We start from the raw sequence: 26,802 nt of genomic DNA on the forward strand, positions 1-26,802 counted from the left end.
ACTTTAACGACTAGAACTCACTGAATGTTAGCCCCTGTTGCAATTTTTTTTGAATTAATTATCTGGCCATGAACAATTTTATTGCTGTTCGCGTTTTTGACCTTAATCCACTCACCATATTGACCGTTTTCTAAGGCATAACCTATCATACTGACAGCGATCGCACCAGAACGATTAATCAGCGTTACTTCCTGATCTTTCTCGACCATCCAATGTGGTTGAAGTTGCCGTGCAAAAACTGGCTTTCTTGCTGAAACTGATGTTTTTAAACGCCGACCAACCACGTCGTCTTGTTCAAAAAACACACCTGCAACTTCGCGTATTGATACATCAATAAAAGCAACATCTTCAGGCATGATAATTTCATTACGTCGCATGCTGCGTGTGAGGCTTACCACACGCGCCGTTTCAGCTTTTTTGACAGCTTTAGCTGTTATATTTCTTGAGATATTTTTGGTAATTTTAGTGGTGTTTTTATGTGTGGTTTTCTTAACATATGCTACTTCTGATTTGATCTTGGTTCGTACAGCAACACGCCACCCAATGACGTCTTCACATTCAACACGTACAGTTTGGAAATTGCCAAACATCGGATTCACAGTCAAAGGCCCATCACATTTACGAAAGAGGCGCGATGGATTTAAGCTAGGCGTTGCTTCCACACCTTTGACCAATAAAAACTGAGAAACGATTTGGTTAATGTATTTACCCGTAATAATTTGATTATCTGTGTCCTTTTTATCCGCCAATTCGTCATTCACAGTTGGCATCGGCACAGTTTTATTAGCACTAACGGCTTGGGCTGAAACAGCATTGGCAACAACCGCGATCATTGCCGCAATAATAGGCAGCGCTATTTTATGCATGCAAGCAGGATTAGCCCCCGATGAAATAGATCTGATCACTTTGTGAACTCCCCCCGCCACTGCCTGCATTGGCCTTGTTCTTGCCCAGAATCATATCGCGAATTTCATTCAATGATGGCAGATGTAATGTTTTGTCAGCGTAAAGAAAATTAGGGTTACCCCGCACAAAGGCCTTTCGGTTGGCAGCAACAATAGCCATTTCGATGAATTTCAAATTCAACCCACTATTGGCATAATGCTTGTCAATGACATGACTAAGTGTCTCATTCTGCATAACTTTATGCTTGGCAGTATAGTTTGCATCGATCACAAATGGATTATTACTATCCACGTTGCCCGATGCTGACTGATTTGGATATTCAAGGACGACAATCGGTTGCGATTGGGCGACAGCAAGCGTCGGAACAGTTAATCCAGCCAGTAAGCTGATTGTAAAAATAGTGCGTGTAATCATTGCGTTAACTCCATAAATTCAACCTTTGCGCCCTGAAGCATGTTCTTATCACGTGCCGGGTTTAAGGGCTCAAGGACAACCGTTCGTGCGTCTGCTTTTGACACACGTAAAATGGTCCAAAGGGTATCTGTTCCACTGGTCACTGCTAGTGAATTTTGGCCTACACCATGGGTTTTGCCAAGGGGTACCGTTAAAACACCATTAGCTAATGTAAGGGTGCTGATAAGCGGGCGGCAGGTCAGTTTTTTCGTTAATCCACTGATGAAATTAGGCATTATGCCTAAAATTTGTGCAGTGATGTCCTTGCGCTTACTGCGGGACAGGACATTGAATGTTTGGGATGGTGTAATATCACTCAGCTTGATCGTCGCTGTTGCGCTGTGGTCAAGGACTGGCGCGTAGGACACCCCATCGGTAACATGCATTGTGATGGTGACATCAAGCAACATTTCATTAAGCAATAAACCGCCTATTTTTCGGGCATTAAATGAAATTTCGGGGACAAAAGCAAAATCACCTGTCTCAACCCGTACCCGCCCCTCGGTCAAAGCCTTGTAGTCAAACGCATCATTCGCCCGCGCCAAAGCAGCAACATCAAGTTTGGTTGTGATCGCCCGACGCGTCATAAGATTGGGGTGCCGTTCCATCTGCATGAGCATTTCGGTAAGGCTGGATCTGGCAATCGGTGCCAACCATGCTGGTACTGTTGGCCCAACATAAATGGATGGGGCAAAAACCGTTACATTATGATGACGCGGTGTCGCACATTCGGCTTTTGGCAATGCGCCAACTGCCGCCCGTACAGTAACCATGTAATGGTCATCATCAACAATTTCATTGGTAATGGTATAATCAAGAATGCGGCTAGACGGACGTACAACGAAATGATCGCTCAAGGTTGTATCCGTCGTTACCGCCGAAAATCCGTTCACCTCGGCACCGCCCTGCAACGCAACCTGATAAAGCGCATCTTCAAGCGCAATCATGCGGGCTTCATCAGTTGCCGCTTCATGCATGATGACAGCGCGTCCAGTAGCCTCGGCAAACCGAAAGCCTTCAGCACTCATGGCTGTTGATATGAATATAGTGCACAGCAAAACAAACCAAACCGGCAGCACTGATAGTATCAGCGCACGCCAGCTTGGCAGGGAGAACGGGATAATGGAAAGACCATCTTTTTTCATTGTTCTGCTTTACACCCCAAGGTTAGAAGCACCACACATATTGGCATTTATAAGGGACAGCCCTAGCCATAGTTTCGTGCAGTTCCCATAAGATGGGCAATCATATCGCGGTCAATTTCCAGCACGATTTCATATGTATCCGAGCCAGTCGGGTTAATGCGAACAGTGCGTGCGCCACGAATTGTGCCTGAAACCACGCCACGGAACGTGTCGTTTTGCACCATCAGATCGATCACCGTTGTCGAACTATCTACCTGCAAGCCGTGAATTTGTTCAGCAAGATCACGCATCGCCGCCATTCGTGCCGAGCGAATTGCCATCAACCGCTTTTGCGCATCTGAGCGTCCTGGCTGAGATGACACAACAGCATAGCCTACAGCTGTTAATGTTGGGATTTCATCTGCGCCAGCGTCAAACACCTCGGCGACTGATGCCAATGATGCGGCCTGACTTTGCTCAAGCAATGATGCGCCTGTGCCGCTTGTGGACATTGCCGACGAGCCGCCAAGGCTATCGGCAAGCTGACAGCCAGAAACCGCTATTGATGCCGCCGCTAAAGCTGCAAAGGTAACTAAGGTATTCCGCTTGGGAGTTTTTTGCATGGGTCCGTTCCATTCTTCATAAATTTGATACACATCGGCTATGCATTATCCGTGCCACTCATTTTATTTGTTCGATTTTCAGGGTTTTCTTACCAAAAACGCCAATTTTTTTCGTTCTGGCACGTTTATTGCCTTTCTATACGCAGGTGCAATCAGATTATCTGGCTGCAACATATAAGTTTAAAGGCATAAAAGCATGTATATTCAATTTGTTAGCAAACATATAACAACACATATCCGAGGTAGTGTTCTGGGGTATGGGCATCATGCTGTTCAATATAATGACAGAGGGTATGCGTCATGGAAATGACACTTGCACGATTTGGTATCACCGATCCAAAGGCGCTGGTAACGACTGGCATTTTACCTGTCGGTATTCTGGTGCTGATTTCGATGATGGTTCTGCCGTTGCCGGTGTTCCTGCTTGATACGTTTTTTGTCTTTAATATTCTAATGTCTCTTTTGATCCTGATGGTCGCGATGAATGCACTACGGCCATTAGATTTTTCAAGTTTTCCCAGCCTGCTTCTGATCGCCACAATCCTGCGGCTTGGTCTGAACGTTGCTTCGACACGGATTGTACTTAGTGAAGGGCATACAGGCGGTGACGCTGCGGGTCAGGTCATCAAGGCATTTGGCGAGTTTGTTATCTCTGGCAATTATGCTGTCGGTATTTTCGTATTTATTATTCTTATTATTATTAACCTTGTTGTTATTACCAAGGGTGCGGGGCGTGTTTCAGAAGTTTCAGCACGTTTTACCCTTGATGCGATGCCTGGCAAGCAGATGGCGATTGATGCCGATCTGAATGCTGGTGTGCTGACCAATGACGAGGCGCGCGACCGGCGCGAAGAGATTGCCAGCGAGGCCGATTTTTACGGTGCCATGGATGGTGCGTCAAAATTTGTAAAAGGTGACGCGGTGGCGTCGATCCTGATCCTGATTATCAATATTGTTGGCGGTCTGATTATCGGCATTTCACAACATGATCTGTCAGTGAGCATTGCTGCCGAAAACTATATTTTATTATCAATCGGTGACGGCCTAGTTGCCCAGATACCGTCTTTGCTTCTGGCCATCGCCACAGCGATCATCGTAACCCGTGTTTCATCAACTCAGGATATGGCTGCACATATTGGCAACCAGATTAGCCTGTCACGCGCATGGGCGCCTGTTTCCGGAGTATTGATGCTGATCGGTTTTGTGCCAGGCATGCCAAATCTGTTATTTATCGGTGCGGCCCTAATTGCCGCGGGAGCTGGCTATTGGTCCTATGTAAAGGAACGTCAAGCTCTTGAAGATGGCGAAGCTGAAGAATTGGCCGAACAGGAAGAAGCCACCACGTCACCAGATCTGATCGAACTTGACGAAATTGCAGATAATGCGCCGGTATCAATTCAACTTGGTTACGGGCTTGTCGAAATGGTCGAAGAAGATACAGGTGGCCCTCTAACCAACCGGATTACAGGTATTCGCCGGCAAGTATCAAAGGCACTTGGCTTTATTGTTCCGGCGGTTCGTATCCGTGATGATATGAGCTTGCCAGCCAATACCTATCGTATCCGCATTGGCCCTACAATCGTTGGCGAAGATCAGGTTTTCCCTGATCGTAAACTGGCCATTCCGGGTGATAATGTGAATATCAAAATCGATGGTATCGAGGTTAAAGATCCATCATTCGGCATGGATGCTATCTGGATTACCAGCCAGCAACAGACCGAAGCCGAAGCCAAAGGTTATGTTGTTGTTGCCCCTGAGTCAGTTCTGTCAACGCATCTAAGCCAGATACTTTATAAATATGCTGGTCAGCTTATCGGCCAAGACGATGTACAAGGCCTGCTTGATAATTTGGGACAAACCTCACCAAGTCTTGTTGAGTCAGTTGTGCCCAAGCTGGTGCCCCTTCATACTTTGACAGGGATTTTGCGCACCTTGCTTGAAGAGCGTGTTCCAATCAGTGATCTGCGCGGTATTCTGGAGAATATGTCAGGCTTGGCAGCACGCAATCTGTCAACTGCCGATATGGCCGAGGCATTACGCCCTGCCCTTGCCGGATTACTGATCCAGCAGGTCGCACCGTTGAACCAGCCTTTGCCCGTGATCACGCTAAATTCCGATCTGGAACATATGCTGATTTCAATGGCACGTCAGAGTGGCGATCAAGGGTTGGTGCTTGATAACAGCCTTGCCCAGCAACTATTGCAAAGAATTTCAGCCGCTAATGAGACATTGGCGTCACAAGATAAACAAGCAGTGATCGTTGTGTCACCTGCGATCCGTCGAGAATTTTCAGCGATCGTTCGTCAGCATATCGACGATATGGTTGTACTTGCCTTCACTGAACTACCTGAATCAAGAAAAATTGAAGTCGTTGCGACCGTCAGTGGCGAAGCCAGCGAATAACAAAGTGGGCTTTGGCCTCAATAGATTTGACTATGAAAGGATAAAATAATGGCAACCATAACCGTATCAGCAGCAGATACCGCAGCCGCAATGGATGAAATTTTCCAAAAGCTGGGTGATGATGCTTTGATCCTGGAAACGGCAAATCGAAACGGCAAGATCGAAATGGTCGCGACGAATGACGCGGCGCACCGTGTCAAGGTCAGGCCATCTAAGGCGCCAAAGAAAGCGCCCGCTTTTACCGAATTGTTCGATCAGAAACTGATTCAAGAACATGTTGAGGGCACGCTAGAAGATGAAGGCATAACTGCTGATTTTGCCCTGAAAGCCTTAGCAAAAAGCCAAAGCGAGCCTACATCAACACCATCTGACATGGCGTCAATGCGAAAGGATATGGCAATCCTGAAATCAATGATGACAGGGATGATGATTACCGATGAAAATGGGTTGAGCGAAAAGCTGGGACATAGCACTACGATCAAGCTACGTCAGGCTGGATTTACACCGGAGGTTGTCAGCGAACTACAGCATGCTTTTGAAGGCCAATCTTATGAAAAGGCACGACTTAGCTTTATGCATGAACTGGCACGCCAGCTAGTACGCCCGCATACCGAAGACCTGTTTGAAGCGCGTCTGATCTGTGTGGTTGGGTCAAGCGGTAGCGGAAAAACAACTCTGGCTACCAAGATCGCAGCGCATTGTAAGGAAACCGGCATTGCCAATAATATGATCCTTGGCACAGTGACATCCGAAAGGGTGGCTGGTGAGACAATCAAGGATCACGCACGTTTGATGAATATGCCATCGGTAGATTTCCCGCTTGCCGAACTGTCACTACGGGTAAAGGAAACAAGCCGCCGTATGATTATGGATGTGTCGGCCCAGCCCGATCAGGCAGTGGCCGCAATCCGCAAGGCGACAGCCGCGCTGGATCCAGCACGCGTTGCCGTTGTACAGGCCATTCCGGGGGGGAGTAGCAGTGTTATGATCGGGCATCAATGCAATCTGTATAAACAGCTGTCTCCAACAATTGCTTTGACCAAACTTGACGAATGTGAGGCAACACCACCTGAGTTGTGCAGCCTGTTAACGCATGGCAATGGCATTGGGCTGTTGACAGGGACAAAGTCCATTGTTGGCGGAATTGCCATTGCTACCGAGGCAATATTAGCGCAATATTTAAAAGAGAACTGCTAATGAACGCGCTGATATGTTTACGTTTGTCCAATGCGGACAACTTTGTTTTTTCTAAGCCGGAGTGATCCAGACATGGCATCTTCAATTGCAGTAGCAAGTGGTAAAGGCGGCGTTGGTAAAACCAATATCGCTGTCAATCTCAGTCTTACCCTGTCGCGTATGGGCAAAAAGGTTACCTTGCTGGACGCCGATTTTGGGATGGCGAATGCCCATATCCTGTTAGGCGTAAATCCACAGAATTATATCAGTGACGCGATAAGCGGCAAGGTTCCCTTAGCCGACACAGTCTGTTCAGGGCCTTTGGGCATGAATTTTCTGTCGGGGGGAAGCGGCCTTTTGGACATGCTGAATCTGGACAAGAAAACACGGTATGAAACAATCCGCTTGATGGATAATCTGGAACCAAAGCCTGATGTTCTTGTTGCTGATGTGCCAGCGGGTGCATCGGATAATTCCATTGCCTTTGTGGCGGCGGCCGACCGTGTTGTCGTGGTTCTGGTTGGCGAGCCGACCAGCTTTCTTGACGCCTATTCATTAATCAAGGCAGCCAATCTGGAAGCTGGCGTGGAACGATTTTCAATTGTCGTGAATATGGTGACTGGCAAAGGCCAGGCGCAAGCACATTTTGCCAAATTCCAAAATATCGTGTACCGTTTTCTGGATGTAAAGTTAGAGTTAGCTGGGTATTTACCGTTGTCAAACCGGATCAGAAAATCAATCGTCGAGCGCCGTCCGATCAGCCTTGGCGATAAGAATTTACCCGAAAACCTGGCTTTGCAAAGCCTGTCAAAAGCCGTTATGGATGCCACCCCGAACCAAGCCAACGGCATTCGTTATTTTAACAAAATGCCAAGCATGGCAGGAGCATAACCCATGAAATCCGGTTACGCGGAACAAAAACCCGATGTTGAAGGCCTGATCAGCGATCATATGGAACTGGTACGCCAGATCGCATGGCATATTCATGGCCGGGTACACGCCTCTGCCGAAATCGAGGATTTGGTTCAGATTGGATATTACGGGCTGGTCATGGCCGCCCAGAATTATTCGGTGCAGGAAGGCGCAACCTTTAGCTCCTATGCCAGCATCCGTATTCGCGGCAGTATTGTCGATCATCTGCGTAAAAATTCAAATCTGTGCCGCACGACGATTCAGATGCAAAAAAAGGCACGTCAATCCGAATCAATTCTGCGGCAGAAGCTGGGGCGTGATCCATCGATTGATGAAGTCGCTGGTGATCTGGACATCGCGCCGGAAGAAATGCGCGAATGGGAACAAGCATTTCAGGCAAATGTGCATCAATCTCTGGATAATGTGTATGACGAATTTTCTATCTGGTTTGTGTCGAATGAAAACACACCAGAAGACAATATAAGCGACAGTGAATTGCGCAACGTTCTGAAAGATGCGCTGACCACCCTGCCCGAGCGTGAAGCGCTGGTTATTCAGCTTTATTATGTCGAAGAGCTGAATGTATATGAAATTGCCGAGATTCTGGAAGTGACCACAGGCCGCGTATCGCAAATCAAAAAGGCTGCTATCGCCCGCCTGCGCAGTTTCATGGAACAGATAAATCAACAGGAAGCCATAAGTGGCTGACGCCAGACAGTCCATCTGGCATCAAACCGACCAGATCAATATGTCGGTTCAAATGGCCGATATATCAGTAGATGGTTTTGCCGCCGCACGGGCTTTGAAAATTAACTGTAATTTGAAGAATATCGCGCGCGGTCAATGCGCAGTGACTATCAGGCCGATTGACGACAAGCCTATCGATGCGCCAGACACAATCATGGCCGACAGCAAGGGTGGTGGACAATTACATATATTCGTTGATCGCCCGCTGATGACAGCCGAATTATCCGTATCAGATACATATTTTGACCGGCTAACCCGCCATATGAGCAAGGCCAGCAACCGACCAATGGAGCTGGTTCTAACGCTGGAAACCGCGCTGGCTGTGAGCATTGATGGAGATTTGAGCATTGATAGCGAAGCCATCATCACCATCACCGATATATCGGTCACTATCCCTGTGAAATAAGCTATATTACCGTGCGACTAGAGGAATCTCTTGACGATATCAGTGTCGGTCTGGAGCATCCGCGATGAGGCCGAATAGGCCTGTTGTGCCCGGATCATGCTGGTCAGTTCATCGTTGATTTTCACGTTTGACACTTCAAGATTACCGCTGAGAACATCGCCAAAATTACCCTGACTGGCAGCCCCAACCGCAGGTAAACCAGTTTTGGCATTCATGATGAATTGGCCGTTACCCTTGGAGGTCAGATCGGCCTCGTTCTGAAAGCGCGCCAAAGCAATGCGCCCACGATTGATGACCGCCCCATTGCCGCGTGTCATAGCCCCCGCATAGGTTGCCTTTATCTGACCATCAACGCCAATCGTTACCGAGGTAAGAAGCTCTTCAGCCGCATCTGCACCGCCTTCATCCGGAAAGCGTCGCAAAGGTAGGCGAAGCGGATCACCATCAAGGCCAATCAGAAAATGACCTTCGTTATTGACGATAAAGCCATCCTCATCAAGCCGCATCGATCCGTCACGCGTATAGCGCAGCTCATTTCCCGCATTCGGGGGGGCGACAATGAACATGCCCTCGCCAGCTACCGCCAGATCAAGCTCACTACCACTTGTCTTGAAGGCACCCTGCGCATGATTACGGCGTGTAGAATCAAAAATTGTGCCCATGCCAACCTGTGCTGCCGCGCGTTTTTCGCCAGCAATGCCATAAATATCCTGAAACTGGGCGGAAGACCGTTTGAATCCGTTCGTGCTTGCATTGGCAATATTGTTGGAAATCAAACTGATCTCTTTATTGGCAGCAGCAATACCTGACCTGATTATGGCTAACATTTTGACCCTCGCTAATTAATTATCTGCCATGTCTATTCAATTTCTGTGCCGAAACAGGCAAATATGATTTTTTTATCGCGCATACATGTTTTTTCATCAAATCATGGGGTTCGGACGCTAAATCAGTTGCCATTTTTCATTTTTCAGGCATGATATGAGCATTATCTAAATTATTGGTTCTACGTTCATTCGGGTGTCATGAGTACAAATCCACCAAATGCTCTTATCACTGTGCCGAAAGCCAACCCACCCGCACGACGTGATGAGAATGGGGGTAGCGGTTTTCGTCTGGTTAATGGTGATGTACATCTTGGTAACCGCAAAGATGTTCAGACCCGCTTGCCTGATATTCTGGGCAAAGCGCTGGCGTTGATCTGGATCGATAAGGAATTCAACGACCAGTTTTCGCGTGACCCTCAGGGCACATTGACCAATCATGGTGTGCATCTGCCCGAGAATATGGTGATCGAGTTTCAAAAACCGGGGACTGACCGTCCCCGCATTGTGGTTTATGAACGCCGCCCCAATTCCAAATTCAAACTACGTGTATTCTATCTGCAACTTGTCATGATGGCAGGTCGTTAGATGATGTGGCGCGCGATGACATTTTGTACCAGAAAGCTTGCTGGAATGTTGTTGTTGGTGACGCTTGCCACTCAAATGAGTATGGCGGCTGACAACACCACCAGCGTTGATGCTGATCTGACCAGCGATGCCGCATTTAGCCGCGCCGTTGGAGCGGTCAAAAACAAAAATTACAATGACGCTATCATGATTTTTGAAGCCCAAGCGAACGCCTCGCAACATGATGCGCAATATAATCTGGCTGTTCTGCTACACGCCGGCAAAGGACGCCCGCAGAACTTTCAGCAAGCTCTGATCTGGGCATGGTCTGCTGTACTTGGCGGTATTGAAGAGGCTGTTGAACTGGCCGACGAGCTGGTTGATATGATGCCAGAAAAAGCGCTGAAAGACGCACGCGAAAGTTTGCGTGAAAAATTACAGGCACGGATTGATGATGGTGACCGCACGGCCGTTATGCAATTTGCATCCTATCATGCCATGCTGCTTGAAGAAGCTGACTTTGAAACAGCCTATGTATGGTATTCGATTGCCGCCGCTATTGGCGAAGAAGGCAGTATTGAAGCACGCGACGAAGCCCAAGGCAAAGTTGACGGTGAAGAAATTGTTAAGTTACAGGTCAAAGCTGGTACAATTTTTGAAAGTCTGACGTTCAAGAACTAGCTTTCGATGGCCGATGGCCGTCAGAAAAGGAGACAAAATGCAGGTAAAAGTTCACTGGATCATTGATGGTGTTGCCGAAATGGATGCCGAGTCATTCGAAGCAGCTGAAAAGCATATTGAAGATACAATCCGCGGTCTGATTAGCGACAAGCCTGAACTGCTTGACAAGCTGGGCGCACGCGCAATTCAAGGTAAAGCCTATTTGCCCGGATCAGAGGATGATATTGACGTTGCCGATAGCAAGGATGGGTAACAGAATGAAGCGCGCTATTTTCGTCCCCCTGATGGCAACATTTCTTGTGACTGGCCTAGCCAGCACAGCGTTTGCAGTTGGCAAAACATATGTGCCAAAAAAAGAAAGCAAAGAACTGCCCAAGATGGAAGTCTGCCGCCTGATGAAAGTCGAACGTGACCCTGAAGAAGGTACCAAATGTATTTACCAACGGCAAAGCCGTGGTCAGCCAGCACAAATTTCAAATGACAGCCCAAATGCGGCCTGTCAAAAATCCTTTCAGTGCAAGCGTGAATAAAGCTTAGAACTGAAACTGTTTTATGGCCTCTGACGCCAAATTTTGCACGTCTTGCGAGGCGACAACGTTATTATACGTTGCAAATTCTTCATGATTATCAGCCAGATGCGGTAGATCATAAAGATAGTTAACCATCAGCCCTGCCGATTGCTGAATCCCCTTTGCGGAAAGATCAGCATCGCTATGAATGGCATGCACCCTAGCCCCATTAGTGAGACGAAACCGCGCCACCGGATCGATTGGCTGGTTATCTGGTCATTTGGCATTAATCAAATAATGGGCGGCTATCCGCCGCAAATCATCTGGCTCCGGACTATCCAGCTGGATGTTGAGACCCACACACCAACTCACAAAGCCGGGCATTGGCGATAAGGTTACAAAAACCGAAAGATCGGGCAGTTCCCGTGACAAGGTTTGAACAACGGTCTTGATAAGCGAATTGCCAAATGAAATACCGGCCAAGCCTTGCTGGCAATTCGAGATCGAATAAAAGGTAGCTGTCGTGGCGCTAGCTGCGCTTATGGCGTTACGGTCATCAGACAATATCACCTGTATCGAGTTCGACACCGCGTCCGTTAATGCCACCTGCACAAAGATTAAAGGCTCATCGGGCATTGAAGGGTGGAAGAAAGCAAAACAACGACAATCTTCAGGCTGTAGACGACGTCGTAGATCATCCCAGCTATCGATTTCATGGACAGCTTCATAGGCAATGATCTTTTCAAGGATATGTGCCTGACTGGTCCAGTTGATTGGCCGGATCACCAGAAATCCGCGATTGAACCAGCTTAGAAACAAGTTTTTGAAATCATGATCGACAATCGCAATTTCCGGATTGTCTATTGCCAGACGCAGTAAATCCTGCCGCATGGCAACAAGCTGGGCAGTGGCGCCCGACACCTGATTAAGGCGGCGCACAAGTTCCAGCCGCGGCGCATCAACCGCATGCATAAAAGCGGCATAGGTTTTTTTGTCGGGGTTTTGCTGATAGGCCGTCAAAGCGGTTTTTGCCGTATTCGCATCGAGATCGAATTCATCGCGAAGCTGAAAAAAGAAAGCCAGCTTATCCGCATCACCCGAAGCAGCATAGCTATTCAGGACGGCCTGAGCCAGAGTTGCTCCTGATACTTCACCTTTACTCGTCAGCAATTCGCGGCATAGCGTGTCTATAGGTGCCTGTTTCCGGCCTGATAGCTTGCCGAGACTTGAAGCCCGTTCAAATAATGTAGATATAAGATCGGCGAAATAGCTCATATCACCACCCAATAGATTGTCAGACGCACCATTGTAACGTGGCTAAAATTAACAAACTATATCAAGCAGAGACAATGTTTCGGTAGGGCATTCAAGAACTAGCATTTGCCGCCGATTTTCGCGTCTCAGCCCTTCTCTTGGCTAGCATTTGGTTGCGCTTGTCATCTTCTTCTTTGCTTTTCTTGGCCTCTGCCTGTCTTGCCTCTTCCTCCTTGGCAAGTTTCTCAAAAATGGCCATAGCTTCATCAGATTTCAAATTATGTATCGTACCGTTTTTCACCTGGTCATGTGACCACATCCAGCTTTTATTAAATTCATATTTCAATGCCATGAATTCAAAAACACGGGCATTTGCATTTTTCTGGCGCAGTCTTTTGATATCAAAATGGCGCTTATCAACAAGGATTTTTTCGTAAAGTTCATCAATGGCTTCTTTTGGCCCTTCTAAAAATTGAAAATAGAAATCGGCACGACAAATCAGACAACCAGTAATTTTTGATTCAACATTATTCACTTTAGATGAACGAAGAATGTTTTTTAATATTCCATTAGTAAAATCAGTCGGCCTTGACACATAAATAAGCTGTTTTACTTTTTCGGTTCTCTTTGGCTTCTTTTTGGCAATTTTTACAGGTAGCTCAACTTCAGCATCGTAATCAATGTCATGAATCTTAAAGAATTTTTTGAAAATATCAGTATTCTCTTGTTCCCATAATTCTTCATCGTCCTTACTATCAAAAACAAAGAAGCTTCCCATAATTTGCTTTTTTCGCCGAATGCTAATAAGCCTGATTAAAACCATGGTTCGGGCACAGATAATTTCTATACTTTCCATGGTTGGTTTGATATCAAGTTCTTCTATATATTCGCGATCAACAGCCGCCCGCAATCTTTCGAGTGTGTCACGTTTGACATTTGCCACGCGTTGCCTAATTGCACGATCCAATCTACTTGCTTCCAGAGCCACTTCGTTACGCTGGTCAAAGGTAGGTTTGTTGATAAACACCCAAAGTGTCATCGTGTCTTCGTCCAGCTTCATCTCGTCAAAGCCAGCCGTTCTCATGACGCGCCTGACATCACGAACAATATCTTTGCGTGTCATGGAGACACTGAAAAACCGAGCTTTTGGATCTTTTTCAAGATTTACCTCGGCAAAGTCGGTGAGGTGACGATTGCGGAAATCAATAACCACACGAACGCCATATAAAATATTTTTAAGGGTATCGAGTGATGCCAACATTTCTAGGGAATTAATGTAATCATCAAGCATGGCTTCCATGCGGTTTTTGCATGCACGAGAATAGGAATCCTCAACTTTGCCTATTCCCAAATCCATACCAACACCTAAAACTCAAAAACCAACTTACAAACTATAACAAAACCGACGTTGGTATCATGCTAAAAAATAGAGAATGTAATGGCAAATGAAGCGTTAATTATGCACCACTGCAGAGCAAAAAATGCACAGCATTTATAATTTTTATTTATAACAAGGCATTATCAGATATTGATGTTGGACAGATACGAATATAAATCGAAATCTTATATTATCTAGCTATCAGAAAATTCATCACGTAATGCGTTGTCATGTTCACCTAGGGCGGGCACGGCGCCAAAATGGTGCGATTCGCCTGAAACTATTGCGCCAGGTGCAAGTATTTCAAGGTCGCCCTCGCTGGTTTTCACCGTAACAAAACGCGCCTGTGGATGGTTGGCAAGTTGATCAAGGCTGTTCAGACGTCCATAGGCAATGTCGGCTGTAGCAAGCAATTTTATGAGAGCATCACTGTCATGTTTAGCAAAAGCGGAAAGGATGATTGCATCAAGTACAACGCGATGTTCAACGCGGGCAATATTGCTGGCAAAACGGTCATCGCGGGCGATCGACGCATCTTCTAATACGACTTGGCATAGACGCACCCATTCGCGTTCATTCTGAATCGAAATCAGAATGACCTGTCCATCTCCACATTCATAAGCGCCGTAGGGTGCGATGGACGGATGATGAAGCCCCGGTCGTGCAATCGCTTTGCCACCATAATGATGTTGTAGATAAGGCACATTCATCCAGTCGGCCAGAGCACCAAATAACGACACCTCAATCCCGCGCCCAAGACCAGTTCTATACCGCGCGATGATTGCCTGCAAAATGGCCTGATAGGCCGTCATGCCAGCGGCAATATCACAAATGGAAACGCCAACCCGCCCGGGAGCCTGAGGCGCACCAGTAATTTGCGCCAGCCCAACTTCGGCCTGAACCAGAAAATCATAGGCTTTCATCTGGCTGAATTCACCAGTCGATCCATAACCGCTTATATCACAGGTGATCAGGCGCGGATATGTATCGCGCAGACTTTGTGACGAAAACCCAAGCCGTTCAACAGCACCAGGCATCAAGTTCTGGATAAACACATCGGCCTTAGCAATCATCCGGTGTAACATGGCCAGATCATTGGTATCTTTCAAATCAAGACACAATGATTCTTTGCCTCTGTTTAACCACACAAAATACGAGCTATTCCCGCGCGCATCAGCATCATATTTGCGGGCAAAGTCGCCTTCGGAACGTTCAATTTTTACAACGCGTGCGCCTGCATCAGCAAGTTTGCATGAGGCATAGGGGGCAGCAACCGCCTGTTCGATGCTGACAACAAACAACCCATCAAGCTCTTTTTCCGACATTCTTCACTCCATTCAATTAGACCGCTATGACTTTATTTTGTTATGGGTTTCATAGTCCTTGATAATCTGCTTTGCCTTTTTAATCACTGGCAAATCAAGCATCTGGCCATCCATCTTGGCGGCGGCACCAGCATCCGATTGGGCAACCGCGGCAAGCGCCCATTGATAGCTTTCCTTGTCTGGTATAAAGGCCGCCATTACTGGCGCAACATGGTTCGGGTGAATAAGAAGCTTACCACCAAAGCCCATAGCGCGCGCCCGTAAAGCCGCATGACTGACCGCATCGATATCATTAATCTCGACGCTGACCCCATCAAGCGGCTTTGGCTTATTTGCCAGACGCGATTGCAGAACAAGTTGATGACGGGCAAATAAAAGCGGTTCCCAATCTGGGCTCGTCCCCAGATCAAGCGCAAAATCCAGATGACCAAAGGCGCATACCGCCACGCCAGAATGACCCAGAATATCAGGTAGCTGGTCTATGCCACGGGCAGTTTCAACAAGCGCAATGATAAAAGCATCCTTGCCCAGAACAGCCTGTACCGCATCAATTTGATCTGGGGTTTCGGATTTTGGCACGATAATACCCGCGGCAACCGAGTCACGTATGGCAACCAAATCATCGGCAAACCATGCGCTGTCAGTCCCATTGCAACGCACAAATAAAGGTACATCAAAGGTCGTTAGCGTTGAAAGGGTGGAACGGCAGGCAGCCTTATTGTCTGGGATAACAGCATCTTCCAGATCCATAACAATAGCGTCGGCACCTGTTGCAGCGGCTTTTTCTAGTCGGTCAGGCCGATCACCTGGCACAAATAGCATTGTTGTAGGAATGATATGTGTCATGTGATTTTTGCCCTTGTTGTTATGGTTCCATCCGGGGCAATCACACACCCGCTCAGGTGATCCGTTTCATCAGCGGTCAGCGTAACATTGATTGCCCCGCCAAGTACAAGCGGCGCAACTCCGCGATAGGAAAATGTGCTGGGCGCGTGCCCTTTATGCGTGGCAGCAAGATTGAGCAGCAAAGTTGCCTGCATCGGCCCATGAACAAGCAAACCATCATAACCCTCGATCCCTGTGGCATAGGGTTGGTCATAGTGAATGCGATGTCCGTTAAAGGTCAGCGCCGAATAGCGAAACATCATCAGTGAGGTTGGCGTGACCTGCCATGTGGCAAGCGCAGTGTCTTTGCTGTCATTGGTGGCCTTGGGTGGCGGCACCATAGCAGAATTGTCTGTTGTTTCGCGATAGACAACATCCTGACGTTCGGCAAGGATCAGATTATCAGCAACATGATAATCATGCCCGATGGTGACAAAGCATAAATTGCCGCTTTTGCCGCGTTTGAACTGGATATCGCGGATGGTCGTGGTTTTGGTGACGCTGTCGCCGATTTTGAAGGTGCCGGAAAAGGTCAAAGCACCGCCAGCCCACATGCGCCGTTCATAGCCGATATCAGGCAAGAAATTACCAAGCTTGGGATGACCATCCCCGCCAATATCCGACGAAGGCACCGCATCCGGACTTAAGCACCAGAACACCCCAAGTGGCACTTTGGCCTGGTCAAATATATGCGGCGCAAAGGTATTGGTAAAATGCGTGACAAGGCGTGGGGTTATTATGTCGGTCCTGCTAAAGCTGTGGCCAATCCAGTCATCGTAATTCATCTTAAAGCCCCCTTGCCTCTGGACAATCTTATACCGGATATTTTGATTTAGCTTGTCTAATATGATTTTGGCAGGCCCAGAACCCGCTCGGCAATATAGGACAATATCAAATTGGTCGAAATCGGCGCGATCTGGTAAAGCCGTGTTTCACGGAATTTACGCTCAATGTCATATTCTTCGGCAAATGCGAAACCGCCAAATGTCTGCATACATGCCTCGGCCGCTTCCCAAGACGCATCAGCCGCCAGCATTTTCGCCATATTCGCATCTGCGCCTGGGTCTTCGCCAGCATCATAGCGGGCCGCCGCACGATAGACGATGGCCTCGGCTGCGGTCATATGCGCATATGCTTTGGCAAGCGGAAACTGGATTCCCTGATTTTTGCCAATCAGCTGGCCAAAAACCGACCGTTCATTGGCATAGGTGCTGGCCTTTTCGATAAACCATTTTGCATCGCCAATACATTCAGCCGCGATCAGGATACGTTCGGCATTCATGCCTGATAGAATATAACGAAACCCCTTGCCCTCTTCGCCAATAAGCGCATTTGCCGGAATGGTGACATTATCAAAGAATACCTCGGTGGTGGCATGATTAATCATCGTACGTATCGGGCGGATGCTGACACCTTTATCAAGCAGACCTTTTAGATCCAGTAGAAAAACCGACAAGCCATCGGTGCGTTTGGCAACCTTGTCACGCGGTGTGGTGCGTGCCAAAAGCAGCATAAGGTCAGAATGTTCAGCCCGTGATGTCCAGATTTTCTGGCCATTGATAACGTAGCTATCGCCATCACGCCGTGCCGTGGTTTGCAGTGCTAGCGTATCGGTGCCAGAGGTAGGCTCGGTAACACCAAAAGCCTGAAGCCGCAAAGAACCATCGGCAATCTGGGGCAGAAAAGCGCGTTTCTGGTCATCACTGCCATGACGCAACAGTGTTCCCATCGTGTACATCTGCGCATGACAAGCCGCCGCATTAGCACCATTTTTGTGAATTTCTTCAAGAATGACAGCCGCGGCGGTAAGATCAAGACCAGAACCACCATAGGTTTCAGGAATCAAACATCCCAGATAACCCGCCTTCGTCAAAGCGGTAACAAAGGCTTCGGGATAAGTACGATCAGCATCAAGCGCACGCCAGTAACTGCCAGGAAATTCAGCACATATCTTGGCAATGCCCGCCCGTATATCGGCATAAATTCCAGCGTTCAACCCCGTCAGCATATCGGTATTTTGTGTGGGCGTCATTTGGCTTGATTCCTTTTACACTCGATCACACCCCTCGTGATACAGTTAGTCATAGCATATTTTATGGCTTCAGCGCATCTAGTTCGCTGTTAGTTCGCTGTGACGGGTTGTCAAAACATATGATACAGGGCATATCTCTGGGACTCATTCAGCCCGCTATAAACCACAAATCGAGATATTATGCCCAACCCCTTTTTCCATGGCATCGCCAAAATGATCGGCATGCCGTCCTCAGATGAATCCGACACTGGCTCTGCAAAGACAATCTTTACCCCAAGGCAAGTCAAGACCGAAATATTGTCAGGTCTTACTGTTGCATTGGCGTTAGTGCCCGAAGCGATTGCTTTTGCCTTTGTTGCTGGGGTGGCGCCGCTTGTTGGGCTATATGCAGCCTTTATCGTCGGATTGATCACTGCCGTATTTGGCGGGCGTCCAGGGATGATTTCAGGCGCAACAGGTGCCTTGGCCGTGGTGATGGTCGCCTTGGTGATGGATCATGGGGCTGAGTATCTGTTTGCTACGGTTGTGCTGATGGGCATTTTACAGCTACTGGCTGGTATCTTCCGGCTTGGCAAATTTATCCGCATGGTACCGCATCCGGTGATGCTGGGCTTTGTCAATGGGCTGGCGATTGTAATCGGACTGGCACAGTTGCAGCAATTCCAGATTATCAATGCCGACGGGTCAACAAGCTGGATGGCAGGACCAATGTTATATATGACGCTGGCTTTGGTCGCTGTCACTATGGCGATGATCTGGGTCACACCAAAGATCACAAAAGCCATTCCGGCACCTTTGGTTGCGATTGTAACGGTAACGATGGTCGTGATTATCGGCGATCTGAGTGTGTTTCGCGTTGGGGATATGGCAAGCGTTGCTGGTGGCTTGCCAAGTTTTGCGATACCGCAAGTTCCAATAACCATGGAAACGTTAATAATCATTTTCCCCTATGCCTTTATTCTATCGGCGATCGGGCTTATCGAGAGTCTGCTGACGTTGAATCTGGTCGGTGATTTGACCAATCAGCGCGGCGGGGCATCACGCGAATGTGTCGCCCAAGGCGCGGCCAATTTTGTCACTGGCTTTTTTGGTGGCATGGGTGGCTGTGCGATGATTGGCCAGTCGATGATCAATGTAAAATCAGGGGGGCGTACGCGACTGGCTGGCATTGCCGCATCATTATTCCTGCTTGGGTTTATTCTGTTCACATCGGATTTGATCGAAATGATCCCGCTAGCCGCCTTGGTTGGCGTTATGTTCATGGTCGTTATCGGCACCTTTGCTTGGAATTCATTGATGATCTTGCGGCGGGTACCGCCTGCAGATGCCTTTGTCATTATTCTGGTAACCGCCGTGACCGTTTATAAGGATCTGGCCATCGCGGTGATCGTTGGGGTCATTATTTCGGCACTGGTCTATGCTTGGAACGCGGCAAAACGTATTCAGGCCTCGACGCGCCCATCGGTTCGTGAAACAGGCGCGCTGGTTTATGATATAAGAGGCCCGCTTTTCTTTGGCTCGACAGCCAGTTTCATCGAATTATTTGATATTGATAGCGATCCAAAACTGGTGATCCTCGATTTTGCCGAGTCACGCATTGTCGATCAATCGGGTTTACAGGCGATTGAAGATATTGCCAGTAAATATGCCGCATCCAACAAACAGATTATGTTGCGGCATCTTTCACCAGACTGTCATAAATTGCTATCGCGCTCTGGACAGATCATTATCGATAGTGATGATGATCCTGACTATGGTGTTGCTGTCGATTATTCGGTTAAAATCGGCGCTATGGGCGGTGGGCATTAAGGGTTATGGCAAGGTGATTGCCCAACAACAACGACCCTTTTAAAGTATCTTTAGGAGGATATGTCCATCGATAAACCATTCTGGAACAGGCTTGATATTGCCAGCCTTGATGGTGCAGACAAGACCGGCAATCTGGGTGCCGTATTATTGGCGTCTTGTCCGGGTTTGCGCGCTCATAGCACCGCCACGGATAGTGATATAAAAGATGATGTCGAAAGGCTGGCGGCGGCAGGGGCAGATTTTGTGTTGTCTTTGATTGAGGCAGACGACCGCACGCGGCTGGGGGTGACCGCCCTTGATGACATGATTGCCGCGGTTGGGCTTGAGAATGCCAGCTTTCCGATCCGTGATCATGGTGTTCCGCCCAAGGAGCAAACCACAGAATTAGAGCAACTGCTTGACGGTGTGGAAGCGCGTATCCGTAACGGCAAGACCATAGTTATTCATTGTCAGGCCGGATTGGGGCGCACCGGTATGATCGCAGGGATTTTACTGCGCCGTTTTGGCATTGATGGTGAAACAGCGATCAAGACGATCAGGCAAATCCGCCTAGGTAGTATCGAAACAAGCGCTCAGGAAGATTTTGTCAAGGGATGGGGTTAGGAATTATAACGGCTATTCAATCCAAAGCCGGATCGCACGCAACTAATATTGGTGCGGTTAAGCTGGATAGGGATTTATACTGGCACCCCTCAGCATCAAAATTCGACATATCAAGCCAGCTTGCAAAGGCTTGGCGCAAGGCTGGCCATTCGGCATCTATCATGGCAAACCACGCCGTATCACGATTATGCCCTTTGGTCACCATGGCCTGACGGAACACGCCTTCATAGGAAAAGCCAAGCCGCTGGGCCGCGCGACGCGAGCGCAGATTGCGCGCATTGCATTTCCATTCATAGCGACGATAGCCAGCGTCGAACGCCCATTGCATCATCAGAAACATCGCCTCGGTTGCACCAATGGTTGCCTGTAAGGCGGGAGCAAAACACAGATGACCAACCTCAATCGAGCCTGCAGTCGGATTGATGCGTAAATAGGACGCAACACCCACAAAACGGCCTGTCGCATTATCCTGAATGGCAAAAAAGAACACATCTTTTAATGCCGTCTTCGCCCTTACATAATCGGTATATTCAACCACCGTTTCAAAGGGGCCATAAGGCAGATAGCGCCATATGGTACCTTGTTCATCTTCGGCAAAGCTGGCAAAAAGACCCACCGCGTGAAGATCGGCATCAAGCGGCACAAGTGTCACATGATTGCCAATCAGGCCGGCTTTTTCAAAACCCGCGTCAAACGGTGATTGTGGTGGGTGCCAATCTGGTACCTTTGGCCCCAATATCGACGTAAGATCCGTATCGGACATCTTGCCCCCTTTATCTTGCTGGGTGCCCCAAAGACATTGAATGCCTCACATTAAATGCCTCGCACGCCAGACGCTAGGTTAGCATAGACAGAATTAACAGATATTATAAACCAACTGCCCCTAAAGCATGACATTGAATCTTTGATTGATGTTTATGACAAGATTTAGCGCTGTGGTCTGACAATCATCAGGTTATTGCTATTCCGGGTTTCAAGGCGTTCCAAATTCACAATGGTGGATAGCATAAGACGATCATGGCTCCAGTCAGCCGGGCTGCGCATCATCACCGCGCTTATCATAACAAATGTTATCAAAGGCACCATGAACAGTAAATATATCAGTCGCGAGCTATCTGTCCGACCATCATAGCCGATAAGCGCCAGTATCCGAAGACGTAGCATACTAGCGCTGATATCTGGACGTAGGGCGTCAATTTCAACAAGGGCGACTGACATGTGCATTGTTGAAACCGGATTACCAACCATCATTGAGCGACGACCAGCGCGCAACAGACATTCGCAATAGGCACGGATATCATAGCGGCGGCGCGTAATAAGTGACTGATCACATGCCATCTCTCTGAGCCGACCAATGTTTTTTCTCAGCAGATAAAATGCCGGGTTCCAGAAGAATAGAGATTGCAAAAATGCCAGTGCCATATCCCATTCAACATCATGCTGACGAAAATGCTGAAGCTCGTGGCTGATTGCCATTCTGACATCAGCCATATTATCAAGCATGACTGCCGGAAGCACAATATACCGACGTCGAAGGCCACGCGTTGAATAAGGCACCAGAACCGTGTCACTGACCAGAAAGGTAACCGACCCTATTGTGCGCAAAGGGTGACAAGCTTGTAGTGCCCGACGCAATGCCAACAGATTGACGATAGCTTTAAGCAAAAAGCCAACTGAACCAACAGCAATAGTCAATGCAAGACACACCATGAAGGTGCCAGATTGGCCAACAAAATCACGAACAAAATGGCTGGGCGCATCGATTAGCAACTGCATCGTCGATGGCCGGATTTTAAAATCACCATCAAGATAATGCGCAACGATAATATCTGAGAAATTAAACGTATATTGCGATAAAACACCACCAGCCAAATAGATCAATAGCGGACATAAAGCCCCAGCCAGCATAATGCCATTGAGCAACCGCAATTGCGCACCATAAGCCCCAACCAGACCCATTCCGGATAAAATAAACCTAGCAACCCACCATAAGATAAAAATCACAAATAACAGCAGATTCGCATCAATATAGGCGTTGACCACATTTTCATTTAGCAGAAGATCACTTAGCATTCTTTTCGAGCCTCTGATCCAGCAATTCACGCATTTCGGAAAGCATGTCTTCGGTCAGATTTTCATCATCAACAAGACGTGCCACCATAGCTGACGGGGTATTGTCAAAAAGCTTTTGTGATACATTCATTAAATAGGTTGATTGATAGTCCTCTTTTTCGATAAGGGGCTTGTAAATAAATGACTTTTCCGAGCGTTCACTGACTAAAAATTTCTTTTGTTCAAGGATGCGTAAAATCGTCGAGGCAGAGGTATAGGCAAGTTCACGGTCAGCCGCTAACTGCGCCATGACCTCGCGCACGGTTCCACCATTGATCTGCCAAACAGCACTCATAAATTCCAACTCGACTTCGGTCAAAATCATGCTGTTTTTCTTTTGCCGCATCAAGCGTTCCTCAAATAACTCAGTAACATCTTCGTTCAGTAAACACGAAAAATTTTGCTTTGCAAAGCCTTGGCTATTAGCTCAATGTGCCAAGCCAAGATGCGGTATCAAGCATCCGGTTTGAAAAACCCCATTCATTATCATACCAGGTCAATATACGTACGAAATTGCCATCCATCACACGGGTCTGTTCACCAGCAAAGATTGATGAATGCGGATCATGATTCATATCCATTGAGACAACCTTGTCCATGGTGAAATCAAGCACACCTGCCATAGCACCATCCGCCGCCGCCGCAACAGCATTATTGATTTCTTCATTTGTCGTATCACGCCCCGCTTCAAAGGTCAGATCAACGACCGACACATTTGGTGTTGGCACACGCACAGCCACGCCATCCAGCTTGCCAGACAATTCAGGTAGCACCAGACCAACCGCCTTGGCTGCACCTGTTGAGGTCGGGATCATATTGACCGCCGCTGCCCGTGCCCGATAGAGATCATTATGGAAAGCATCCAAGGTGGGCTGATCGCCTGTATAACTGTGGATTGTGGTCATGAAACCGCGCTTGATACCGACTGTGTCATGCAACACTTTGGCCACAGGTGCCAGACAGTTTGTTGTGCATGAGGCATTTGACACAATGCGATCATCAACGGTCAGCGTTTCATGATTGACACCATAGACAATGGTTTTATCCGCATCAGCGCCAGGCGCCGAAATAAGTACATGCGACGCACCGCTTTGCAGATGAAGCGCCGCCTTGTCCCGCGCGGTGAAAACACCAGTACATTCCAGCACCACATCAACATCACCCCAAGGCAAAGCGGTGGGATCGCGTTCGGCCGATACAGCAATTTTGCCCATGCCAAAATCAAGGCTGTTACCATCAACAGTGATGTTGCCCTTGAAACGGCCATGGGCGCTATCATAGCGCAATAGATGGGCGCCTGTTTCGACAGGCCCCAGATCATTTATGGCAACAAGCTCAATATCATCACGTCCAGATTCGACAAGCGCACGCACAATATTCCGGCCAATGCGACCGAAACCGTTAATAGCAACCTTGGTAGTCAATTTTAAGTCTCCTGAGATGGGGGCTGGGGGATTTGCTTTTACGTTTGCGGATCATGAAGCAGGCGTGCAACCGCCTGTTTCCATCCCGCATATAGTTTATCAGAATAGTCCCTATCAACGCTTGGTTCAAAACGTTTTTCTAGCTTCCAACTATCCGCGAATTTGTCAGGGGGCGAACAGATACCCGCGGCCAATCCAGCCAGATAGGCCGCACCAAGTGCCGTGGTTTCGGTGACAATCGGACGGTCAACTGGCGCACCAAGCTGGTTTGAGAGCATTTGCATCGCCCAGTCATTCGCCACCATGCCCCCATCAATACGCAATACCGTCTTGTCTTTATTATCCCAATCAGCGCGCATCGCTTCGATCAGGTCGCGCGTTTGATAGGCAACGCTTTCCAGCGCGGCTTTGGCAATTTCGGCAGGCCCTGTATTGCGGGTCAGACCAAACATGGCACCTCGGCAGTCAGCATTCCAGTATGGCGCGCCAAGACCAGTAAAGGCTGGCACCAAATATACTTGTTCGGTGGTGCTGGCATTTTCGGCCAAGGCCTGTGTTTCAGATGCAGATGAAATGATCTTCAGGCCATCGCGCAACCATTGCACAACAGCACCCGCGATAAAGATAGAGCCTTCAAGCGCATAGGTTGGTTTGCCATCAAGCTGATAGGCAATCGTGGTCAATAGGCGGTTAGAGGAATATACGATTTTATCGCCCGTATTCATTAAGGCAAAACAACCCGTGCCATAGGTCGATTTAATCATACCTGGCTGGAAACAGGCCTGACCAACGGTGGCGGCCTGTTGATCGCCAGCAACGCCAAGAACGGGAATAGCCGCCCCATCGAACAGGTCATCATGCGTAATGCCAAAATGACCCGAGCTGTCTTTGACCTCGGGCAACATATGTGCCGGAATTTCGAACAGATCAAGCAGGTCTTGATCCCAGCATCCTTGGGCGATGTTATACAGCATCGTGCGTGCCGCATTGGTAGCATCAGTCACATGGGCCACCCGCCCCGTTAGACGCCAGATGATATAGCTATCAACCGTGCCAAACAACAAGTCTCCGGCTTTGGCGCGCGCCATCGCCCCGTCAACATTGGTTAAAATCCAGTTCAGCTTGGTCGCCGAAAAATACGGATCAAGAAGCAAGCCTGTCTTGCCTGACACCATCTCTTCATGGCCAGCGGCTTTGAGATCACGGCAATAATCGGCAGTACGGCGATCCTGCCAGACAATCGCCGGATAAATTGCCTTGCCAGTGTGCTTATCCCATACCAAGGTTGTTTCACGCTGATTAGTAATGCCAATAGCGGCAATATCACTGGCGGCGATTTTCTGTTTAGCTATCACCTGCCGGCACATATCGATGGTCGTTGACCATAAATCTTCGGGATCATGCTCGACCCAGCCGGACTGTGGAAAATGTTGCGTGAATTCAGCCTGTGCCGTGTTAAGTGGCTTTAGATCACGATCAAAGATAATCGCACGGCTAGAGGTCGTGCCCTGATCAATGGCAAGGATGTAATCCTTTTGCATCTCTTTCCCCCTTATGCATATTGCCTAGACTTTCCAGAAGCACAAAATACTGGCAACAACCGATATGGCAAGTGGCCACCATAAAGGTGTACCAACAAATCCAAGCCATGCCAAAAAGATATATGAACAACCCAGTAAAGAAATGAACAGCCGATCACCCCGCGTCGTGGTCAGGCCAAGAATACCTTTACGTTCATGTCCACCAGGATATCTGATTTCGACCACAATCAGAACAGCCATCGCCGAAAAAATCCCGATGAAGACCAATGCCGTCGGTAATGTCCATGCCATCCAGCTGAGCATTACACCCTCCCCATCGCAAAACCTTTGGCGATATAATTACGCACAAAATAAATAACAATCGCGCCCGGAATGATGGTCAAAGTCCCCGCGGCCGCCAGCAAGCCAAGTTCGTATCCGGCACTCGATGCGGTCTTTGTCATGGTCGCGGCAATCGGCTTGGCAGCCACTGCCGTCAGGGTCTTGGCTAGCAGCAGTTCGACCCATGAGAACATGAAACAGAAAAACGCGGCGACGCCAACGCCAGCCTTGATCGTCGGAATAAATACCGTAACAAAAAAGCGCGGAAAGGAATAGCCATCAACATAGGCGGTTTCATCAAGTTCTTTGGGAATGGATTGCATAAAGCCTTCGAGAATCCAAACCGCCAGTGGAATGTTAAACAGGCAATGCGCCAGGGCCACCGCCAGATGCGTATCAAACAAGCCAACCGCCGAATAGAGTTGGAAGAACGGCAAGGCAAACACAGCCGCTGGTGCCATGCGGTTAGTCAGAAGCCAGAAAAACAGATGTTTGTCGCCAAGAAAGCTGAAACGCGAGAAGGCATAAGCCGCAGGCAAGGCCACAATCACCGAAATGACCGTATTGATCGAGACATAGGTGATCGAATTGATATAGCCCCAGTACCATGTTGGATCGGTAAAGATCACTCGGTAATTATCCAGCGTCCATGTCTGGGGAAACAGAGAAAAGCCCGACAGGATTTCACCTGTTGTTTTGAAGCTCATCGCAACCAACCAATAGATTGGTAACATCAAAAACAGGATATAGAGCAGTGGAACGATATGGCGTTTTTGCATCTTAATGC

Annotated in this window: 30 protein-coding genes; 11 read left to right on the forward strand and 19 right to left on the reverse strand. The window is 48.2% G+C overall.

Annotated features, from left to right (window positions below):
• Nucleotides 1-17 precede the first annotated feature (17 nt).
• The 4 genes from flgA to ABNT28_RS00440 all read right to left on the reverse strand — a co-directional run bounded on the left by flgA (nt 18) and on the right by ABNT28_RS00440 (nt 3,106).
• The gene (gene flgA / locus ABNT28_RS00425; protein WP_348720837.1) at nt 18-905 is read right to left on the reverse strand and encodes a flagellar basal body P-ring formation chaperone FlgA; all 888 of its coding nucleotides are present in this window, start codon (nt 903-905) and stop codon (nt 18-20) included.
• Entirely contained in the window at nt 877-1,320 is a 444-nt protein-coding gene (locus ABNT28_RS00430; protein ID WP_332923729.1) for a pilus assembly protein FimV, read from the reverse strand. Before ABNT28_RS00430 ends, flgA begins: the two co-directional genes overlap by 29 nt.
• On the reverse strand, nt 1,317-2,504 hold the full coding sequence (locus ABNT28_RS00435; RefSeq protein ID WP_332923728.1) for a flagellar assembly protein T N-terminal domain-containing protein: 1,188 nt from the start codon (nt 2,502-2,504) through the stop codon (nt 1,317-1,319). The genes ABNT28_RS00430 and ABNT28_RS00435 overlap by 4 nt, the downstream gene beginning before the upstream one ends.
• Nucleotides 2,505-2,566: 62 nt before the next feature.
• The gene (locus tag ABNT28_RS00440; protein ID WP_332923727.1) at nt 2,567-3,106 is read right to left on the reverse strand and encodes an LPP20 family lipoprotein; all 540 of its coding nucleotides are present in this window, start codon (nt 3,104-3,106) and stop codon (nt 2,567-2,569) included.
• Nucleotides 3,107-3,412: 306 nt separating this feature from the next.
• On the opposite strand from ABNT28_RS00440, the gene flhA reads away from it, so the two are divergent.
• The 5 genes from flhA to ABNT28_RS00465 all read left to right on the forward strand — a co-directional run bounded on the left by flhA (nt 3,413) and on the right by ABNT28_RS00465 (nt 8,750).
• On the forward strand, nt 3,413-5,509 hold the full coding sequence (gene flhA, locus ABNT28_RS00445; RefSeq protein WP_332923732.1) for a flagellar biosynthesis protein FlhA: 2,097 nt from the start codon (nt 3,413-3,415) through the stop codon (nt 5,507-5,509).
• Between the two features lie 48 nt (nt 5,510-5,557).
• Nucleotides 5,558-6,706 (forward strand): hypothetical protein, encoded by a 1,149-nt coding sequence (locus ABNT28_RS00450; protein ID WP_332923726.1) that lies wholly within the window; start codon nt 5,558-5,560, stop codon nt 6,704-6,706.
• Nucleotides 6,707-6,778: 72 nt separating this feature from the next.
• Entirely contained in the window at nt 6,779-7,576 is a 798-nt protein-coding gene (locus tag ABNT28_RS00455; protein ID WP_332923725.1) for a P-loop NTPase, read from the forward strand.
• Between the two features lie 3 nt (nt 7,577-7,579).
• Complete coding sequence (locus ABNT28_RS00460; protein ID WP_332923724.1) at nt 7,580-8,305, forward strand: FliA/WhiG family RNA polymerase sigma factor; 726 nt, start codon at nt 7,580-7,582, stop codon at nt 8,303-8,305.
• Nucleotides 8,298-8,750, forward strand: coding sequence for a hypothetical protein (locus ABNT28_RS00465; protein WP_332923723.1), 453 nt, complete (start codon nt 8,298-8,300; stop codon nt 8,748-8,750). Before ABNT28_RS00460 ends, ABNT28_RS00465 begins: the two co-directional genes overlap by 8 nt.
• Nucleotides 8,751-8,767: 17 nt before the next feature.
• Here ABNT28_RS00465 and ABNT28_RS00470 read toward each other — a convergent pair whose 3' ends face one another.
• On the reverse strand, nt 8,768-9,577 hold the full coding sequence (locus ABNT28_RS00470; RefSeq protein WP_332923722.1) for a flagellar hook basal-body protein: 810 nt from the start codon (nt 9,575-9,577) through the stop codon (nt 8,768-8,770).
• 198 nt (nt 9,578-9,775) lie between these two features.
• Between ABNT28_RS00470 and ABNT28_RS00475 the strand changes: the two genes are divergently transcribed.
• The 4 genes from ABNT28_RS00475 to ABNT28_RS00490 are packed head-to-tail and all read left to right on the forward strand — an operon-like array spanning nt 9,776 to nt 11,352.
• On the forward strand, nt 9,776-10,162 hold the full coding sequence (locus tag ABNT28_RS00475) for a hypothetical protein (protein ID WP_348720839.1): 387 nt from the start codon (nt 9,776-9,778) through the stop codon (nt 10,160-10,162).
• Nucleotides 10,163-10,822 carry a hypothetical protein gene (locus ABNT28_RS00480; protein ID WP_332923720.1) on the forward strand — a complete coding sequence of 220 codons (660 nt, stop codon included), beginning with the start codon at nt 10,163-10,165 and terminating at the stop codon, nt 10,820-10,822. It begins immediately after the preceding gene.
• 37 nt (nt 10,823-10,859) lie between these two features.
• Nucleotides 10,860-11,075 (forward strand): translation initiation factor IF-2, encoded by a 216-nt coding sequence (locus tag ABNT28_RS00485; RefSeq protein WP_332923719.1) that lies wholly within the window; start codon nt 10,860-10,862, stop codon nt 11,073-11,075.
• A 4-nt stretch (nt 11,076-11,079) separates the two neighbouring features.
• Nucleotides 11,080-11,352: a hypothetical protein gene (locus tag ABNT28_RS00490; RefSeq protein WP_332923718.1), complete on the forward strand. Its 273-nt coding sequence runs from the start codon at nt 11,080-11,082 to the stop codon at nt 11,350-11,352.
• A gap of 3 nt (nt 11,353-11,355) precedes the next feature.
• Here ABNT28_RS00490 and ABNT28_RS00495 read toward each other — a convergent pair whose 3' ends face one another.
• From ABNT28_RS00495 to ABNT28_RS00525, 7 genes are all read right to left on the reverse strand, one after another.
• Entirely contained in the window at nt 11,356-11,592 is a 237-nt protein-coding gene (locus ABNT28_RS00495; RefSeq protein ID WP_348720848.1) for a malonyl-CoA decarboxylase family protein, read from the reverse strand.
• Between the two features lie 15 nt (nt 11,593-11,607).
• Nucleotides 11,608-12,606: a malonyl-CoA decarboxylase family protein gene (locus ABNT28_RS00500; protein WP_348720840.1), complete on the reverse strand. Its 999-nt coding sequence runs from the start codon at nt 12,604-12,606 to the stop codon at nt 11,608-11,610.
• Nucleotides 12,607-12,697: 91 nt separating this feature from the next.
• A complete protein-coding gene (locus ABNT28_RS00505; protein ID WP_332923717.1) occupies nt 12,698-13,942 on the reverse strand; it encodes a BLUF domain-containing protein in 1,245 nt (414 codons plus the stop codon).
• Nucleotides 13,943-14,157: 215 nt separating this feature from the next.
• Nucleotides 14,158-15,288 carry a CaiB/BaiF CoA-transferase family protein gene (locus ABNT28_RS00510; protein ID WP_332923716.1) on the reverse strand — a complete coding sequence of 377 codons (1,131 nt, stop codon included), beginning with the start codon at nt 15,286-15,288 and terminating at the stop codon, nt 14,158-14,160.
• A 24-nt stretch (nt 15,289-15,312) separates the two neighbouring features.
• A complete protein-coding gene (locus tag ABNT28_RS00515; RefSeq protein WP_332923715.1) occupies nt 15,313-16,134 on the reverse strand; it encodes a CoA ester lyase in 822 nt (273 codons plus the stop codon).
• Nucleotides 16,131-16,958: a MaoC family dehydratase N-terminal domain-containing protein gene (locus ABNT28_RS00520; RefSeq protein ID WP_332923714.1), complete on the reverse strand. Its 828-nt coding sequence runs from the start codon at nt 16,956-16,958 to the stop codon at nt 16,131-16,133. Before ABNT28_RS00520 ends, ABNT28_RS00515 begins: the two co-directional genes overlap by 4 nt.
• 56 nt (nt 16,959-17,014) lie before the next feature.
• Complete coding sequence (locus ABNT28_RS00525) at nt 17,015-18,205, reverse strand: acyl-CoA dehydrogenase family protein (protein WP_332923713.1); 1,191 nt, start codon at nt 18,203-18,205, stop codon at nt 17,015-17,017.
• 222 nt (nt 18,206-18,427) lie between these two features.
• Between ABNT28_RS00525 and ABNT28_RS00530 the strand changes: the two genes are divergently transcribed.
• Both ABNT28_RS00530 and ABNT28_RS00535 read left to right on the forward strand, forming a co-directional pair.
• Nucleotides 18,428-20,014, forward strand: a complete 1,587-nt coding sequence (locus tag ABNT28_RS00530; RefSeq protein ID WP_332923731.1) for a SulP family inorganic anion transporter — start codon at nt 18,428-18,430, stop codon at nt 20,012-20,014.
• 60 nt (nt 20,015-20,074) lie between these two features.
• Nucleotides 20,075-20,617 (forward strand): dual specificity protein phosphatase family protein, encoded by a 543-nt coding sequence (locus ABNT28_RS00535; protein WP_332923712.1) that lies wholly within the window; start codon nt 20,075-20,077, stop codon nt 20,615-20,617.
• A 16-nt stretch (nt 20,618-20,633) separates the two neighbouring features.
• Here ABNT28_RS00535 and ABNT28_RS00540 read toward each other — a convergent pair whose 3' ends face one another.
• The 7 genes from ABNT28_RS00540 to ABNT28_RS00570 all read right to left on the reverse strand — a co-directional run bounded on the left by ABNT28_RS00540 (nt 20,634) and on the right by ABNT28_RS00570 (nt 26,794).
• A complete protein-coding gene (locus tag ABNT28_RS00540) occupies nt 20,634-21,380 on the reverse strand; it encodes a GNAT family protein (protein ID WP_332923711.1) in 747 nt (248 codons plus the stop codon).
• Between the two features lie 164 nt (nt 21,381-21,544).
• The gene (locus tag ABNT28_RS00545) at nt 21,545-22,690 is read right to left on the reverse strand and encodes a M56 family metallopeptidase (protein ID WP_332923710.1); all 1,146 of its coding nucleotides are present in this window, start codon (nt 22,688-22,690) and stop codon (nt 21,545-21,547) included.
• Nucleotides 22,680-23,075: a BlaI/MecI/CopY family transcriptional regulator gene (locus ABNT28_RS00550; RefSeq protein WP_332923709.1), complete on the reverse strand. Its 396-nt coding sequence runs from the start codon at nt 23,073-23,075 to the stop codon at nt 22,680-22,682. Before ABNT28_RS00550 ends, ABNT28_RS00545 begins: the two co-directional genes overlap by 11 nt.
• A gap of 76 nt (nt 23,076-23,151) precedes the next feature.
• A complete protein-coding gene (gap, locus tag ABNT28_RS00555; RefSeq protein ID WP_332923708.1) occupies nt 23,152-24,153 on the reverse strand; it encodes a type I glyceraldehyde-3-phosphate dehydrogenase in 1,002 nt (333 codons plus the stop codon).
• Nucleotides 24,154-24,191: 38 nt separating this feature from the next.
• Nucleotides 24,192-25,694 carry a glycerol kinase GlpK gene (glpK, locus tag ABNT28_RS00560; RefSeq protein ID WP_332923707.1) on the reverse strand — a complete coding sequence of 501 codons (1,503 nt, stop codon included), beginning with the start codon at nt 25,692-25,694 and terminating at the stop codon, nt 24,192-24,194.
• 24 nt (nt 25,695-25,718) lie between these two features.
• Nucleotides 25,719-25,997, reverse strand: coding sequence for a DUF2160 domain-containing protein (locus tag ABNT28_RS00565; protein ID WP_332923706.1), 279 nt, complete (start codon nt 25,995-25,997; stop codon nt 25,719-25,721).
• Nucleotides 25,997-26,794 carry a carbohydrate ABC transporter permease gene (locus ABNT28_RS00570; RefSeq protein WP_013045758.1) on the reverse strand — a complete coding sequence of 266 codons (798 nt, stop codon included), beginning with the start codon at nt 26,792-26,794 and terminating at the stop codon, nt 25,997-25,999. The genes ABNT28_RS00565 and ABNT28_RS00570 overlap by 1 nt, the downstream gene beginning before the upstream one ends.
• Nucleotides 26,795-26,802: the final 8 nt, after the last annotated feature.

This window comes from uncultured Candidatus Puniceispirillum sp. (genome assembly GCF_963979125.1).
GTDB lineage: Bacteria > Pseudomonadota > Alphaproteobacteria > Puniceispirillales > Puniceispirillaceae > Puniceispirillum.